This is a genomic window from Phormidium pseudopriestleyi FRX01, from assembly GCF_017313335.1.
Lineage (GTDB): Bacteria > Cyanobacteriota > Cyanobacteriia > Cyanobacteriales > Laspinemataceae > Laspinema > Laspinema pseudopriestleyi.
Genome location: NZ_JAFLQW010000574.1, coordinates 1 through 16,357, shown reverse-complemented (window position 1 = coordinate 16,357; position 16,357 = coordinate 1). Strand labels below are relative to the sequence as shown.

Here is a 16,357-nt window from a genome sequence, read left to right as displayed (position 1 = left end):
CAAGGACAATAAAGAAGTAAGCCAAATTGCATCATCTCTTTTCTTTTAGGGATAGTTGTTTTGATGGTCTAGAGGGATACTTGAATGTCCCGCTGTCGCCCTTTGGGGTAGGCAGGAATCCCCCGGCTTTAGACGTGGGGAAGTTCAAAGGTGAATAAAAACCTGACTAAACCTAAATAAATCTTCTCATTTTCGACTCGGAGCGCGAAGAATGAGAACCATTGAGTGGCTCCCACTCATAAAGCTCTTGTCCTGCATTCCTTACCCTGATATCCGGTGCATGGTATCCTCCATCAAGGGTAAAAGCGGACTCCAGAACAAACAGCATCCCCTGATTAATTAGAGGGAGCCTGTATCAATCTGGAGCAGGGTTTCGTTATTGTGAAGTCCTCCAAATCTTCGGAGCCTTCAACCCCAGATATCTAAGCGGGCAAATCAAGGTAAAATATGCTGGATAATAAGAACCAATCATTAGAGTTTAGGCTGATGAAACGAAAAAGCCGCCTCCAGACGAGGAGTTCCGATATGTTAATAGCGACTCCCCAAAACATCAGGAGAAATTAAAACCATCCTCACCGTGGGGAGACAGTCATAAGGACTCCTCAAAGAGTTTGAAGACAACGCAAGAGTCTCTCGTTATTCATGACCCGAAGAATCTTCAAGACTCCTTAAATTTTGTCAGACTTCAGAATCCCCTTCTGAACTCATTCGAGCAGTTGATTCCCGGCTCAATTTTAGGCGGACCAACTGTAGCGCCCTTTTGGAGCGAATACACCCAGGTGATATCCAACGCATTGACGCCTCTTATTCCAGGTAAATGGTCGGATTTAGAGAACCAGGCTTTGAGTTGTTACGCCAGCAATCAAGAAACGAACTCGTGGTTTTCCATGAACGTCACCCCCCTAAAAAAAGGGAACTCATTGAAGATATCCTGTCCATCTTCCCTCGCTTTTTTACTGGGTTATACCGGAACAGACCCCAAAAATAAGCCCAAAAAGCCCTTTAAGAAAGCTCCCAGGAACTCAACCACTAAACCCACTCCAAATGCCGCTCATAAAATCCGAATTTATCCGGGGAAAGAACTTTACAAACTTTGGAAACAATGGTTGGCAGCTTATCGATGGATTTATAACTGGACGATTGCTTATCTGAGAAAGGAACCCCATTTATCCGCTTTCTCATTACAAACGTTAGCGCGTCAAGCCAATCGCCCAGATTGGGTAAAGGAATTGCCAGGACATCAACTCCAAGAAGCGGTTGCTGATGCTGTCGATGCCTTTAGGCAAGCCAAAGCCAATCAAGGAACAGCCTCGTTCAAGTCTTGTCGAGCTTTTTCTCAAGTGATTAAATTCAAGGCCGGTAACTTTAAAAACGACACCTGGTATTGCCAAAGAACTAAAGGACTGGCGTTCAAATCAGCCGAAGAATTTCCCCAACAATGTCCTTACGGAACCCAACTTCTTTATCAGAAAGGGAAATGGTTTGGATGTTTTCCGGAATATCGAGAACCGACTCCTACTCAACAGGAACGAGTGATAGCCTTAGACCCTGGAGTCCGGACCTTTTTGACTGGGTATGATGGAGAAACAATTTTAGAGATTGGTCAGAACGACATCGGCAGAATCAATCGACTCTGTACGCATCTGGACCAACTCATGAGTAAAATTGCTTTATCCTCGAACAAACGTCAACGCTATAAAATGCGTAAAGCGGCTACTCGAATGCGGAGCAAAATCCAAAACTTAGTCAAAGACTTGCATAATAAGTCAGCTTCTTTTTTGGTTAACAATTACAAGTTAATCTTCCTGCCGACCTTTGAAACCTCCCAGATGGTGGAACGGCAAACCAGAAAAATTCGGTCAAAAACTGCCCGAAATATGCTGACTTGGAGTCATTATAAGTTTGCGAAACATTTAGAACAGATAGCTGTCAGAAATGGAGTGATGGTCGTTCGTTGTAATGAGTCCTTTACCTCTAAAACTTGTTCCGAATGTGGCCATATCCACGAAAAGTTGGGAGGAAACAAAATATTTCGATGTCCGGAGTGTGGATATGAAGCACCCAGAGATTGGAATGGCGGGCGTAGCGTCATGCTACGCTCTTTGCAGGCAGCTGCCTTCACCATTGTTGGTGATGCCCTACTATTCTTAAAATTGCTCAGTCATGAGTAGGTTTGAGAAGGTTAAATGTTGCACTAAGATAGTTTAACGATCGTTATCCAGATCCCAGGAGGACTTAACGTTGACTCGTCGTTACTTATTTACCTCAGAGTCCGTCACCGAAGGACACCCCGATAAAATCTGCGACCAGATTTCTGACACCATTCTCGACGCTCTGCTGACCCAGGACCCCAAAAGTCGGGTCGCCGCAGAAGTCGTCGTTAACACCGGCTTAGTTCTGATTACCGGGGAAATCACCTCCCAAGCGCAAGTGAACTTTGTCAAAGTCGCCCGCAAAAAAATTGCGGAAATTGGCTATACCGATGCCGAAAATGGCTTCTCTGCCAATAGCTGCTCTATCCTAGTCGCCCTCGATGAACAATCCGCTGATATCGCTCAAGGGGTTGACCAAGCTCAAGAAACCCGGGAACAGATTAGCGAAGAAGAACTCGATGCGATCGGTGCCGGGGACCAAGGGTTAATGTTTGGCTTTGCCTGCAACGAAACCCCAGAACTCATGCCAATGCCGATTTCCTTGGCACATCGGATGTCTCGCCGACTGGCAATGGTTCGCAAAAATGGTGAACTGCCCTATCTGCGTCCCGATGGCAAAACCCAAGTCACGGTGATTTATGAAAATGGGGTTCCCGTCGGCATTGATACCATTTTGATTTCCACTCAGCACACCCCAGCGATTGGAGACATTACCGATAACCTGGCAGTCCAAGCCAAAATCAAAGAAGATGTTTGGAAATGGGTCGTCCAACCCGCCTTTTCTGACCTCCAGGTGAAACCCGACGAGAACACCCGCTTTTTGCTCAATCCCACGGGTAAATTTGTGATTGGCGGACCCCAAGGGGATTCGGGCTTAACCGGACGCAAAATTATCGTGGATACTTATGGGGGATATTCCCGTCATGGGGGCGGTGCATTTTCTGGAAAGGACCCCACAAAGGTAGACCGGAGTGCAGCATACGCTTGCCGGTATGTGGCAAAAAATATTGTAGCGGCTGGTTTGGCCGAGAAGTGCGAAGTCCAGATTAGTTATGCGATCGGGGTCGCCCGCCCGGTGAGTCTGACCATTGAAACCTTTGGCACGGGTAAGGTGGATGAAGATAAGTTGCTAGAAGTGGTTCAGAAGAATTTTGAACTGCGTCCAGCCGGGATTATCCAAACGTTTAACTTGCAGCGTCTGCCTGGAGAACGAGGCGGTCGTTTTTACCAGGATGTGGCTGCTTATGGTCACCTGGGCCGCACGGACCTTGACTTACCTTGGGAAGCCACGGATAAGGTGCAATTGCTTAAAGATGCATTGCTCCCCGCTGTGGCCTCTGTGTGAGACAGAGGTTAGCCGAGATGTTCCTTCGGTAAATGTGAGAGAACATCTGTAAGCTCGTGAGAAACCCGGTTTTTTCAAACCGGGTTTCTGAATTAATGCCTGCTCACACAATGATGAGCGCAAAAAAAATAGGGGGGAGGGGGTTGCTTTTTTTGACTCGGTACAATATTATATTTATAATCCGGGTGGTGACTTTAATAATATTTTGGCAAAGCCTCCCATTATAATATAAAATTTAACATAGTCAATCCCCCTTGTCTAGTCCTTCATCCCTTTTTTTAGGGAAACCTCCGAACCCGAGGGCTTTGGGACTCAAAAAAGGGACTCCTCTGAGCTTTTGTCCTAAGTATGGGCAAAGAACGGCAGGTCTGAAAATTGCGAAACTCTCTTCAATACGGTACGCTTGCTGTGGATCGCAAAAGGGAGAAATGGCTCAGTGCTTAAGCGCGTCACTTTACCAGTGCTTTCTGTTTTACTCCTGACGACGGGTTCAGTGCTGCAAGCACAACCTGTACCGTTCGAGGTTGCACCGACATCTCCTCCGCCCGTGACTACGGTGTTACCTGGGGAGATCAGCGGGGTGTTGCTGATTGATACCCGCGCTAATGCCTGGAATGGCTTAAATCGGTTTATTGACACCCCGCCTGGGTTTTCTGGGCCGGGATTTTTGCCCTATATTCCGGCAGAGGTTAATTTTGCCCGGGATATCCAACCCTGGTTGGGAGACTGGATGGCGATCGCCGTGATGCCCGGTGCAGAGGGGACCGTTCGGGCCTCTGTCCAGGAGAATGCGGTGATGGTGGCTCCAATTCAGGACCCGAGCGGGATTCCTAATTTTGTGGCCCAATTGAGTGCGATCGCCGGACAGCCCCGGGAACGTCAGTTTCAGGGGGTGACGCTGTTAGAATGGCCGGGTCAAAATATGGCGAGGGAACAGAAAGGGTTTCTAGGGTCCCTACAAAGCTGGCCGATCGCCTTAAATCCCTTCTGGGCTTTCAAACAGCGCAAATGGCCCACAGGATTGCCGGTATTGGCACAGACGAGGCCAATTTTGCCCGATTCTACCCCGATGCCACCCGGAGTCTCCGCGCCAGAAACCCAGGGAACAAGGGGTTTGGCGATCGCGATTGTTCCCGGATATGTGGTGGCGGCTCAAAGTAGCGCCCCCTTGGAACGGTGGATTGCAACGAAAGACAGGAGCAATAGTTTAGCGAGTGACCCCCAGTTTCAGCGGACGTTAGCGCACCCTGAATTGGGGCGATCGCTGGTGATTGGTTATGGCAATTTTCCCCAACTGGCCCAACTTTCAAGTGTCTCTCCCCTATTGAACCGTTTGGTTCCTCTACCCGCTTCCGGGGATATCAATCCGGCAGGGGGTGAGTTGACGACTCCCTACAGTGCGATCGATTTGATGGTATGGATGGAACCCTTCGGGTTCCGCGCTCAGTCTCGGGGGTTTTACAAAATCCCACCCCCTGATCCCCTGGTGTCCCCGACCCCAAACCCAATGGCGGCAAGACTTCCGGCATCCACCTACTTCACCTGTGGCGGCAGTCGGAATTTGTGGCAGGCGATCGGCCCAATTTTGGGTCAAAACCTCCTCACTTTGCCCGGATTGGATCAAATCCCTGAGTTAACTCAATCCACCCTGGGTTTAGATGTGACACAAGATATCCTCCCCTGGATGGATGGTGAAATTACCGCTTTTGTTTTTCCCACTAATCAGGGCTTTTTCCCCACAGTGAATGAGACCATGAAATTGGGAATGGGGTCGATTATTGAAACCAGCGATCGCCCGAGTGCGGAACGCCTATTAACTCAATTGGACGAATTGATTGCCAGTCAGTTATCCGGGGCGATTACCATTACTCGTCATCAAATTAATGAAAACTCTGTCACCAGTTGGGAGGTCATGAACGTAAATGGGAGGACAGAAAGTGTATTGGCTCATGGGTGGATTTCTGAGGATACCCTGATGATGACCACGGGACTAGGACCATTCCAAGAACTTTATCCACAACCTTATCAGAGTCTCGCCAATGCTTTTAATTTTCAAGCTGCGTTGGAACCTTTACCTCAAGATAACCTGGGCTATTGTTATCTGAATATGGGGTCTGTCTTGGCCTGGGTCAATACGTTTGTACCGCCGGAAATTAATGCCTCACCGGAAGGTCAAATCGTTCTGAATAGTTTGGGAAAAATTCGGAGTATAAGTGGAACGGGTGTTTCTCAGAATACCCATGTGCAATGGGATTTATTGATGCTTTTATCTCCGCGTTCCTAGCTGGATATGCGATGAGAGTGCAGCAAGAGTGAGTCGGAATGACGGGCCAAGATTTAATTTTCGATGGCGCGATCGCAATTCCATCGGTAAGATAAGATCTTAATCCCGGAGTTAACCGAGGAACCAGCTTTCTAACTGTTGGTTTAAAAAATTGAAAAGCTAAATGAAATAGAGGAATCCCTGATGAGGGATAATTCAGAAAAAGTGCAGGAGGATTGTCCGTTAGCAGTAAAGCTAGTCTGGGAATGAGAAAACACTGGCTATTTTCTTTTACCCATTAATGTTATCGGATTCAGACAAACTCTAAAATGGGGGGGAGTAAGTAGGGCTGAAAAAAGCAAAATTAAAGGTTTACAGGTTCAAGGGTTTGTTTAAAAAAATCTGAGTCAGTTTTTTGTTAAGGAAAGAATATAATTGCTTATAAATAACTATCTCTAATCTGATTATTTCATTAGTTTAAAAATCTCTAATTTTAGAATCAGTAAAAAATACGGGAGAAAATGTATTAACATAAGAGTGACCTGTTTTCACAGAGATTGTCAATTTTCTGGAATCTTTCCAGGAACAAAAAACTGTTAGAGAAAATCCTCTAACATCAATATAGTCAACTTTGCAAAACAGACAAGTCTGAAGTGTTGTATCAGGAGTACGTGGATGAATATAACCTCTGGGTTCGATCTTAATCAAAGATTCTCCTTTGTGGTCAAACAGTTTCATGGGATCTGGAAAAGAGCTTTATCCCTAGGACTGGCAATGGTTTTAGCAGTCACTGCTGCGGTTACCATAAATTGTGACAGCGCGATGGCTGTAGATAGAATCATTCTAATGTACGGTAATTCTCGCGAGACCATCTCGATCGGCGACTTGCGCCGGTTTGTTACTGAAGGTGCGGAACCCGCAGAATTTCGCACCCGGTTGGGTATCATCGATCGCGATATTGACGCATTACGGTTTGCTTTGGGTCAAGAAATTCCCGTTTCCCAGGAATTCTTGAGACGAATTCTCAACAGCACCATCGGTCAATTTGTTCTCACCCGTCTTGAACCTGTTCTGGGGATTGCAGTTGAGGAAAATGTTACTCAAGTCGTTGATGCCTTTATTTCTGCAGCAGCCAACGATAGCTTTACCCTCCTGGAATTGCTAGAAAACTATCCAGAACAACAGTTGAGCGTCAGTGGTCCGCTGTTAGAAGAAGGCTATGAACGAATTCGTTTCTTGGCGACAGATGTTTTGGCGATCGCCCAAGTTGTCCAAACCTATTTAGCTGACGTCATTTGTGAAGGTGGATTGCTTGGGTCGGATTTTGACAGCAAACCAGTCCCCGAACTTTTCAGCAGCGCTAAGTCGAATAACTTAGGGTGGTCTAAATAAACTCAACTCAATCTATAGAGGCAGAATGACTGCCTCTATTTAATGCTTCATAAACCGATAATTTGGGTCGGGTGAAGCCAGCAACAAGGGTGAAAAATCCTTCAGGAGCGATGGCATGAAAATAAAAATCAAAACGTTTGTTAACAGTCTGAGTCAGCTACCCAAAAAGTGGGTCAAATTTATAGCCCTCAGCCTCGTTGTTTTTCTGACCAGTCTTTCATTCGTGGTGTTTACACCTTCCCCAGCAACCGCCTCTCAAGTGGTGGTCCTGACATACGGTCCCCAGCGAATTGCCATTCCAATGCCGGAATTAGTGCAATTCGGGGAAACCGGAGAAGCATCTCGGGTGATCCGATTTTTAACGGGAATTGCCAATGTTGATCGGGATCTATTTCGGACCGTTTTAACCCAGGAAATTCCGGCGAACGTCCGAGTTTTAGACCGTTCTCTCAACTTTATTGTCGGAGAATTATTCCTCTACGAAATCAGTCAAGCTATTTATCCCTCCTCCCGTCGTAAAGGGATTGAAGGGTTGCGTTCAAGTTTAGTTCTTTCGGCTGCGGATGATGGCCGACTTTCCTTGCTAGAACTTCTGCAAAAATATCCGGCTCAACGGGTTGAAATTGATGCTAGAAAGCTGAATCAAACTTATGGACAAGTCCAATTTTTGGTGGAAGGAGCAGAGAAAACAGTCCAATTTCTTCGAGAAACTGTAGGAGATATTATTTGTTAAGCCATCAGTGCTGTCTTCCCGATGAAGGTTACCCACTCCGGCAATCAAAACCTTAGAGGGCTAAAATTTTAAACAATTGAATTCCTTCTCAAAAGCCGACTTTTTCTTATGTTTAAGAATCAGTCGGCTTTTGGCGATCGCCCCTCAACCTGGCCGCATCGAGTTCCCATCGTAACCAACTCTATAATAAAAACTGTAAGCTCACCCTGGAATCCCCATGCTCACTGAAATCAAAACCATCGCGGCTAAACTCGCACCTCGCCTGATTGAGATTCGGCGACATATTCACAGTCATCCCGAACTCAGTGGTCAAGAGTATCAAACTGCTGCCTATGTGGCGGGGGTGCTCTCTTCCTGCGGGGTTCATGTGCGAGAGGGGGTGGGTAAAACTGGGGTAATTGGAGAACTTTCATGTCAAATCACTGATGAGAGAGTCTTGGCAATTCGCACCGATATGGATGCGCTACCGATCGCCGAACGCACAGGGTTAGACTATGCCTCCCAGCAGGCAGGAGTGATGCACGCTTGTGGTCATGATGTGCATACCACCATCGGATTAGGTACAGCGATGATCCTCTCGGAACTGGTGGAGAATTTACCCGGAACTGTGCGTTTTTTATTCCAACCGGCGGAGGAAATTGCTCAAGGTGCCGGGTGGATGATTGCCGATGGTGCCATGCAACAGGTCACAAATATTTTAGGATTGCACGTTTTTCCGTCGATTCCGGGGGGGTCGATTGGAATTCGACAAGGAGCATTAACCGCCGCCGCCGATGACCTAGAAATTACGATTATTGGGGAATCCGGACATGGTGCGCGTCCTCATGAGGCAGTCGATGCAATTTGGATTGCCTCTCAGGTGATTACCACCCTCCAGCAGGCCATTTCCCGGACTCAAAACCCTTTACGTCCCGTGGTTTTGACCATTGGTCAAATGAATGGAGGACGGGCGCCGAATGTGATTGCAGATAGTGTAAAGATGCTCGGAACCGTGCGATCGCTGCATCCGGAAACCCATGCCGACTTACCCGCTTGGATTGAGAAAATAGTCGCCAATGTCTGTCAGATGCATGGCGGCAACTATGAAATGAACTACCGACGCGGAGTCCCTTCAGTGCAAAATGATACCGGGATGACGCAGTTAGTTGAATCAGCGGCATTAGAAGCCTGGGGAAGCGATCGCGTCACCTGTATCCCCGAACCCTCCCTCGGTGCAGAAGATTTTTCCCTCTACCTCGAATACGCACCGGGAATGATGTTTCGTCTCGGTGTTGGACATCCAGACAAACCCAATTACCCCCTGCATCATCCTCAATTCGAGGTCGATGAATCGGCGATCGTTACCGGCATTGTTACCCTAGCTTATGCGGCATACAAGTATTGGCAATGAGGGTCGTTGGTTGTTGGTCATTGGTCATTGGTCATTGGTCATTGGTCATTGGTTGTTGGTCATTGGTCATTGGTTGTTGGTTGTTGGTTGTTGGTTGTTGGTTGTTGGTTGTTGGTTGTTGGTTGTTGGTCATTGGTCATTGGTTGTTGGTTGTTGGTCATTGGTTGTTGGTTGTTGGTCATTGGTTGTTGGTTGTTGGTTGTTGGGGGGCTGTTTGTTGGTTGTTGGTTGTTGGTTGTTGGTTGTTGGGGGGCTGTTTGTAGTAACGACTTGCTGTCGTTATCTAATTCATCCTTTCGGGGGATGAATTGCGACTAGATTCTTGTTAGGGTAATTGAATAATCTACAATGAGTGAGATAGGGCTAAACGTATGGCAGCAAGTAAACAACTCCAAGGACTCGAACTGATTGACTGTGCCAAAGCGAATGCTGAACAGGGTTTAGCAACAGCGGCGGCACAGAGTGGTTATGGGCAGAATACTAGCCTATTTTCCCAAGAACTAAAAGCAGCTTGCCAGGAGATTGGGATTGAAATTAGTGAACTCAGGGATTTGATTACCCCTCAGCATGAAATGAAACAAGGACGAGGGATTGATATTGCGCCGGAAACTCCCGGAAATTTATAACGTTCAATGGTTGATAAAACCCGGTTTAAAATTAATATTTTTTATGCCGAGAGAGGGATTTGCTTCCCCTGGGGATAGGGTACAGGATTTAGGGTGGGCATGACCCACCCTACCGGACTAAAAATGTTCGTATTCTCTATGCTCACTGTGAGGTAAGGTTTCTAGGCGGTTGGTCAAATCGTTAACTGAATGATACAGGCGATCGTATCCATCTTGTAAGGATGCGATCGTAGTTGCCTGAAAATCAATCTCTTGATGGAGGCGTTCCACTTCTTCTTTTTCTAAAGAATTCAGCCGTCTTTGCATCTGTGCGTTGAGGGTTGAGACTTTCTCAAATAACTCGCTAATTGCCACTTCAATCGTCCCAAGTTGTTCGAGGGTACTCAAGGCAGGGAGTGCCTCAAAACGCTGTTGAAGCTGTGCCAATCCCTCGCTGATTCGGGTCATTTCGCTTTGGAGGGCGGTAATTTCCTCGGATTCGGGATGCTGCTGTTGAAATTCAGCCCGTAATCGGTCTAAGTTGCGTTTTAATGCCGTCAGAGAACCCGTTTGTTCCAACTTTTTAACTGCTTGGGTAAGACGTTGCAGATAGGGCTTGACAATTTGTTTGTTTTGTTGTTCTAATGTTTTGACTCGAAGGGCCAGGGGTTCCATTTCTGTCTGAATTTGGAACTGGAAGTCCGCCAAATTAGGAGGCAAATTAGGAGAAGGGGGGAGGGGTTTTTCTGTCGTTGCAGAGTTGGCAAATTCTGATTCTGCTTGGGGTGGGGTGGCGAGTTGGTCCAACTGTTCCTGCATTAATAAGAGACGAACGTTCACCGTCTCCCAGTCATCTTCTCGGACGGCAGTTTTTTGGAGGCGTTGGGTGAGGGTTTGTAACTGAGAAATTGCTTCATGCAGGGGATGCAGATTAACCTTTTCTACGGGGGGTTGTTGCCGGATAGTGGTGTGGAGAACATCTACCATTTGACGGACATCCGCGATCGCCGAGGTGGTTTGTTCTCCCATTTGCTGTTGCGATCGCATTCGATTCGACAAATTTAGACTTAACGCCAAGGTGAGAGGAACTGCCGCATAGACAACTTGTCCCGAAATCGCTGCCACGACAGTTCCTACGGCGGATCCAGCGACACAAGTGCCTTCAACTATGGTTTGCCAGGGATATTGCTTGAGATTGCCCCTAAAACTTTGACTGGAAGGTTTTATCGTTTGCATGATTTGGTGGTAGGATGCCCGGTTTTGCACCAATTATAGTCACTTGCACAAAAAAGCGGGAATTTTTATTCCCGCTAGTACAGGATTGGAAAAACAAGCGGGTTGATTCACAAATAGGACTTACGCAATCTGTAACATCGAACCCTAAATCATCATGTAGTAAGCTAAAGCAATTGTAGGGTGGGCACTGCCCACCTGACTGAAGGTGGGCAGTGCCCGCCCTACTCTTTATTCGGAATCAATCTAGGCGAGAAACCCGCTTTCGGGTCCCCTACGATTCAGGGGACCGGGAGGGTTTACTCTGAACTCGCTAGGGCAGTCAGGGCGGCGATCGCCTGTTGATGATGCATGGGATCTCCTTGGCGAGAAAACAAATTCGCCGCCGTTTCTAAATCCCCGATCGCCCCTTGGCGATCGCCCATTTCTGCCCTCGCCCGACCCCGATAATTATATGCACTGGCATACTTCTCATTCAGACTCAGGGCTTGGGTAAAGTCCTCGATTGCACCATGATAATCAGTCCCTGCGGACCGGGCGACCCCCCGATTCAAGTAGGCGACTGCATCATCGGGTTTCAGACGCAAGGCTTCTGTATAATCGGCGATCGCCCCAGCATAGTCCGCTTGGTTATACCGGGCTAATCCTCGGTTGTTGTACGCCACCGCATCCTGGGGATTCAGTTGAATGGCGCGGCTGTAATCCTCTGCCGCTTGTTGATAATTCCCCAAGCATCCGTAGGCTTCCCCGCGATAGAAATAAGCCCCTGTCTGTTCCGGCGCTTTCAGGATTGACTCGGTATAATCGCCAATTGCACCTGTATAGTCCCCCTGATTAAACCGGGCAAATCCTCGATTAAAATAAACCACCGATTCATTGTCATTCAGTTCCAGCGACTTGGTATAGTCGGAAATTGCCCCGGCAAAATCACCAATCTGGAACTTCGCCAAGCCGCGATTATTATACGCCGTCGGCTGATTGCCATCAATCTGCAACGCGCGAGTATAATCCTCAACCGCCCCTTGATAATCCCCAATATCCAACCGCTCAAATCCGCGATTGTAATAGGCGCTGGCATTGGCAGGATTCAGCAAGGGTTCGCTAAATCGCTCAATCAACCCTTGAATAATCTTCGGATCCGTCGTGCGTAATCCCACTTCCCGTTCCGGTAACGCATCACTGCTACTCAGGAAATGATGAGTCGCCAACATCGCCCAATTGTTATCGCACACCAAAAAGTTCTCGTGAGTCCCGAGGACTTTTAACTGGAGGCGATCGCCATATTGACTCCGCAGATGTTCCAAATCATTCAATGCATCATATAACCCGCGTTTTGCCATCGGGTCCAGTTGCCAATGTTCATTAATCCGAATCGGAAATTCTCCCGCTTCGATATCCCGCAGATGTCCCCAACCGATTTCGACTTGAACACCCTGTTGCAGCAAGCCTTCCAGCTTTTGCAGTAGGGTAGCATCCAATCCCGCCCGACTGACCCAAGGACAGACTAAAATGAGGCGATGTTGAACTGTATCGATCGCCTCGAACAGTTGTTCTCTAATCGCGGGTCGGTCAAACACCAACTCATACTGATGGGCTTTAATCCCTTCTAGTAAGGATTCAATTTGATACAATTGCTGGGCGATCGCCGGAGAAATTAGCGATTGCAGATGCCCGCTTTCCGGAGCATTGTGAGGCACTTCTGGATGGGTTGCCAGAGCTTTAAGCTGCTGACTCAGTTGCTCAATCTGCGGCTGCACTGAAACTTGTCCCGGGCGATCGCGCCACTGTTCCAGTTGTCCTTCCAGTTGTCCTAATGCCGCTTCTAACCGTTCGATTCTCTCCGGTGTCACATCAGATAAATGACCGATAGATTCGCTCACTTGCGCCAGGGCCAATCGCAACTCGGAAATTTCCAGACGGAGGACATCGATTACTTCTGCATCCCGTTCCTCTCCCGGGGATTGGCTAGGATTGGGCAGTTGTTCCAATCGCCGATCCAGTTCGCTGACACTGGCACTCAGGGTCTCGATTTGCTCCAATTCCGGACGAGAGTTGAACTGTTCAAGCAGTTCGTGAATTTGGTGAGTCACCTCACTCGATACGGCATTGGGAACGCCACTCCCTTGCCATTCCAGTTGTTCCCGCAGACTTTGCACCTCTTGGCGCAACTCTTCCCGTTCTTGCGGCAGGGTTTCATCCAGGCGTGAACTGAGTTCGCTGACGATGCTATCCAGTTGGCTGAGGCGACTGCTCACTTCACTCTGATTTTCCAGGGAATTAGTGAGTTCCCGCACTTCTGCTAGGTTCGCGGTAACCTCCAGCAGCGCTTGATTCAGTTGTTCTACATCGGATTCAGAGGCGATCGCTTCGGGTAAGTTATTGACGCGATCGCTCAACTGGGTAAGCTGGTCCTGCAGTTCGGGAATGGGAAATTCCGAGAGGACATCCACCCGTTGTTTGAGGGTTGTGAGGGCGTTTTCTAGGGGTTCTAAGGCTTCCGGCGCAACGAATTGAGGTAATCCATCGATTTTCTCTCTTAACGCCGTGAGAGATGTTTGCCAGGACCCATGTTCTTGTTGCAGGGCCGCTAATCCGGTGGTTAACTGTTCTAACTCCCGGGTTTGCAGGGCCAAATCCTCTTGAATCCGCCGCAGATTCACCGCTTCTAAGGGCGCTAAACGAGTATCAATTTCGGCGATCGCCTCGCTGACGGATTCGGCAATTTTTCGGAGTGCTTCATCGACCCCAGTTAAATCCACCGCTGACTCGTTGCCACGGGAGGAAACCCCAAGGCGTTCTAAATCTAACTGTTGTTCCAGTTGAGGAATCAAGGCGATCGCCAGGGATAACGAATTTTTCAAGCGTTCCACTTCCTCGATATCCGGTTGTGCTGCCACCTTCTGATTGAGCTGTTCTAGTTGCATCCGCAACTCACTCACCGGGGCGATCGCCTGTTCTAACTGCTGCTGCCGTTCCTGCAATTTGGCAATCTCTGAACTGAAGGAGTTCACCTGTTCCGCCCCAAATTCTAGGGGATTTCCAACACTAACTCGCGCTTCGAGATCCGCCCTCAACGCCGCAATTTCCTGCTCAATCGCTTGATTGGCACTTGCCCGAACTGTTTCCAATCGCTGTTCAATTTGAGCAATTTCAGACAAAACCGGGTTGAATTCGGGTGTCCCACCGCTGGGTTCCAATTTCGAGAGTTTATTTTGAAATTGGGCAATTTTGCTATTAATCTGGGCGATCGCACTCTCCAATCGCTCAACCCCATGTCCACCCTTGGAGGATTCTGCACCATTGAGTTGGGTAGTCAGGGCCGCCAAAGTTTCCTGGACCCCGGCATAATTCTCTCGGAGCACAGAAATATCTTGGCGCAAAGGATTCAACTCCAACCCTTGCGCCAGGGACAGCGTTTTTTCTAACTGTCGCTTAACTTCTTCAAAGTCCTCCGAATGCTTCGACACCGCCGACTGGACATGATTAAATTCAGAATCCGTCGGCAGTCCCTGCACCTGTTCTCGCAAAATCCCTAACTCGCGGGCAAGTTTTTCCCGGAGTTCGATGTCATTTCCCCCTATGGACGTTTCCTGCGCTAATCGACGGCGATTAGCCAAATTGAGGACCACCGACAGGGATAGCGGGGTTGCAGCATAAACAATCTGCTGCGTCGCGATCGCTGCCACGGAACCCGCCACGGAACCCGCCACGGATAAATATTCCAGAATCTCTAGCCAACTTCGCTTAGTCATTTTCAATGGAGAGGCCGATTTTTGGTTTGTATGAGGATTTTTCTGATATATGCGGTCAATTTTACCCTGGGAGTTATCCTCCTGGGGCGATCGAATTCAATTCGTTGCCCAGGAGTCAATGTAAGGTAACGGTAGTTAGTTTCCCAATCCGGACCCATCGAAACGAGTACCTAAGACTCCTCTTTTTGGAGATTGCCCTCAATTCCCCGAGGACTTGCCTTAATCACTACCCAACGGCGGCACTTCAATCATCGCCTCCCCTGTGGCAATATCCAGCAAACTTTCTAAACTCATCGTATCCATCGACTGCGGATGCACGGGTTCTAACACATCAATCAACAACATCAACTGATCAATCGCCAGACGAGTAATTTTACCCCCCTCAATCCGATTAATCTGGGGTCCTGATATCCCTGGGACCAGTTCCGGGTCAATATAGAGTTCCTTCCCTCGGTCCTTCAGCAACATCGACTCTTGGGTTGCAATGTACTGCCCCAAATCATGTACCGACGTCCATCCCCGATAATGTCTAAGCCAACGCAGGTATCGGCCTAAATGTAGCAATCCCACCTGAGTTAACCGGCGATTTTTCGTAAGCGTGTTTTGGGGCATATTAATTTAGCTGCTATTCGTTGTTTTTCTTGCAGACAACCAGTATCATGTTATCTTAACATAGCGAATTACTGATGAAGGATTAAATTTTATCGGATTTCAGATTCTTAATATGTTATCCTGTAATTAAAAAAAATCCCTGACTTGGGGAGACCCCAGGGATCCTGCGGGGGTTCAAACATTGGCAGCCTCATAGCTAAAGTAGGTTAAAACCGACTGACAAGCAATCAATAGGGTTTTAGTCGTTTTTTAAGTTCGTAGTAATGACTTCAGTCGTTTCTTTATGTTCGTAGACCGTTTAACATTATACAACAAGTGCGACTGTGTGGGTTGGGTTGAGGCGATCGCCATTACATTTTGTGTTAAAATAGCCCAAAAAAGCAACAAACCCAAGCAATCATTAAAATTATGGAAAAGGTAATTTCAGAACATATTGAAATCACTCCCGGCTTTTGTGGGGGCAAACCGCGAATTGCTGGACATCGGATTAAAGTGCAAGATATTGTGATTTGGTCTGAAGAAATGGGAATGTCTCCCGATGAAATCCTCTATCATTACCCCTCTATTACCTTATCAGATGTCTATGCAGCCTTAGCCTATTATCACGACAATCGAGAAGAAATCAGACTCCAAATTCGAGAAGACGAAGCATTTGCCACAGAGATGGCATCCAAAACCCCGTCACTCCTTCAAGAAAAACTAAAGTCTCGAAGAAATGCCTAAGACAATCTGCTTTCATTTAGATGAAAATGTCACCTATGCCATAGCAAATGGATTACGACGGCGTGGAATTGATGTCACAACTACACCAGAAGCTGGCTTAATCGGGGCGTCAGATGAAGAACAACTCGCTTTTGTAATAGAACAAAAGCGAGTGAT

At 47.7% G+C, this 16,357-nt stretch carries 13 protein-coding genes; 9 read left to right on the top strand and 4 right to left on the bottom strand.

Annotated features, from left to right (window positions below; translation table 11 throughout):
• The first annotated feature begins 920 nt into the window (after positions 1-920).
• From J0895_RS21850 to J0895_RS21825, 6 genes are all read left to right on the top strand, one after another.
• Entirely contained in the window at positions 921-2,171 is a 1,251-nt protein-coding gene (locus J0895_RS21850) for an RNA-guided endonuclease InsQ/TnpB family protein (protein ID WP_242541497.1), read from the top strand.
• A 70-nt stretch (positions 2,172-2,241) separates the two neighbouring features.
• On the top strand, positions 2,242-3,498 hold the full coding sequence (gene metK, locus J0895_RS21845) for a methionine adenosyltransferase (protein ID WP_207090104.1): 1,257 nt from the start codon (positions 2,242-2,244) through the stop codon (positions 3,496-3,498).
• 436 nt (positions 3,499-3,934) lie between these two features.
• Positions 3,935-5,782, top strand: coding sequence for a DUF3352 domain-containing protein (locus tag J0895_RS21840; RefSeq protein ID WP_207090103.1), 1,848 nt, complete (start codon positions 3,935-3,937; stop codon positions 5,780-5,782).
• Positions 5,783-6,436: 654 nt separating this feature from the next.
• Positions 6,437-7,153 (top strand): alpha/beta hydrolase, encoded by a 717-nt coding sequence (locus J0895_RS21835; RefSeq protein WP_207090102.1) that lies wholly within the window; start codon positions 6,437-6,439, stop codon positions 7,151-7,153.
• A 115-nt stretch (positions 7,154-7,268) separates the two neighbouring features.
• Positions 7,269-7,886: an alpha/beta hydrolase gene (locus J0895_RS21830; protein ID WP_207090101.1), complete on the top strand. Its 618-nt coding sequence runs from the start codon at positions 7,269-7,271 to the stop codon at positions 7,884-7,886.
• A 217-nt stretch (positions 7,887-8,103) separates the two neighbouring features.
• Positions 8,104-9,276 carry a M20 family metallopeptidase gene (locus J0895_RS21825; protein ID WP_207090100.1) on the top strand — a complete coding sequence of 391 codons (1,173 nt, stop codon included), beginning with the start codon at positions 8,104-8,106 and terminating at the stop codon, positions 9,274-9,276.
• A 59-nt stretch (positions 9,277-9,335) separates the two neighbouring features.
• Here J0895_RS21825 and J0895_RS26550 read toward each other — a convergent pair whose 3' ends face one another.
• Positions 9,336-9,458 carry a hypothetical protein gene (locus tag J0895_RS26550; RefSeq protein ID WP_277989884.1) on the bottom strand — a complete coding sequence of 41 codons (123 nt, stop codon included), beginning with the start codon at positions 9,456-9,458 and terminating at the stop codon, positions 9,336-9,338.
• Between the two features lie 189 nt (positions 9,459-9,647).
• Here J0895_RS26550 and J0895_RS21820 point away from each other — a divergent pair, with 189 nt between their 5' ends.
• Positions 9,648-9,902 (top strand): hypothetical protein, encoded by a 255-nt coding sequence (locus J0895_RS21820; protein ID WP_207090099.1) that lies wholly within the window; start codon positions 9,648-9,650, stop codon positions 9,900-9,902.
• A gap of 117 nt (positions 9,903-10,019) precedes the next feature.
• Here J0895_RS21820 and J0895_RS21815 read toward each other — a convergent pair whose 3' ends face one another.
• The 3 genes from J0895_RS21815 to J0895_RS21805 all read right to left on the bottom strand — a co-directional run bounded on the left by J0895_RS21815 (position 10,020) and on the right by J0895_RS21805 (position 15,478).
• On the bottom strand, positions 10,020-11,117 hold the full coding sequence (locus tag J0895_RS21815; RefSeq protein WP_207090098.1) for a hypothetical protein: 1,098 nt from the start codon (positions 11,115-11,117) through the stop codon (positions 10,020-10,022).
• A 296-nt stretch (positions 11,118-11,413) separates the two neighbouring features.
• A complete protein-coding gene (locus J0895_RS21810) occupies positions 11,414-14,866 on the bottom strand; it encodes a tetratricopeptide repeat protein (protein ID WP_207090097.1) in 3,453 nt (1,150 codons plus the stop codon).
• A 219-nt stretch (positions 14,867-15,085) separates the two neighbouring features.
• Positions 15,086-15,478 carry a hypothetical protein gene (locus J0895_RS21805; protein ID WP_207090096.1) on the bottom strand — a complete coding sequence of 131 codons (393 nt, stop codon included), beginning with the start codon at positions 15,476-15,478 and terminating at the stop codon, positions 15,086-15,088.
• Between the two features lie 408 nt (positions 15,479-15,886).
• Between J0895_RS21805 and J0895_RS21800 the strand changes: the two genes are divergently transcribed.
• Positions 15,887-16,201 carry a DUF433 domain-containing protein gene (locus J0895_RS21800; protein WP_207090095.1) on the top strand — a complete coding sequence of 105 codons (315 nt, stop codon included), beginning with the start codon at positions 15,887-15,889 and terminating at the stop codon, positions 16,199-16,201.
• Positions 16,194-16,357 (top strand): DUF5615 family PIN-like protein (locus J0895_RS27050; protein WP_207090105.1); only part of this gene is annotated, 164 nt, incomplete at its 3' end. The genes J0895_RS21800 and J0895_RS27050, both read left to right, overlap by 8 nt.

Coding starts and splice junctions, on each gene's coding strand:
- J0895_RS21835 (WP_207090102.1), top strand. CDS start 6,437: ATGAATATAACCTCTGGGTTCGATCTTAATCAAAGATTCTCCTTTGTG.
- J0895_RS21830 (WP_207090101.1), top strand. CDS start 7,269: ATGAAAATAAAAATCAAAACGTTTGTTAACAGTCTGAGTCAGCTACCC.
- J0895_RS21825 (WP_207090100.1), top strand. CDS start 8,104: ATGCTCACTGAAATCAAAACCATCGCGGCTAAACTCGCACCTCGCCTG.
- J0895_RS26550 (WP_277989884.1), bottom strand. CDS start 9,458: ATGACCAACAACCAACAACCAATGACCAACAACCAACAACCAATGACC.
- J0895_RS21820 (WP_207090099.1), top strand. CDS start 9,648: ATGGCAGCAAGTAAACAACTCCAAGGACTCGAACTGATTGACTGTGCC.
- J0895_RS21815 (WP_207090098.1), bottom strand. CDS start 11,117: ATGCAAACGATAAAACCTTCCAGTCAAAGTTTTAGGGGCAATCTCAAG.
- J0895_RS21810 (WP_207090097.1), bottom strand. CDS start 14,866: ATGACTAAGCGAAGTTGGCTAGAGATTCTGGAATATTTATCCGTGGCG.
- J0895_RS21805 (WP_207090096.1), bottom strand. CDS start 15,478: ATGCCCCAAAACACGCTTACGAAAAATCGCCGGTTAACTCAGGTGGGA.
- J0895_RS21800 (WP_207090095.1), top strand. CDS start 15,887: ATGGAAAAGGTAATTTCAGAACATATTGAAATCACTCCCGGCTTTTGT.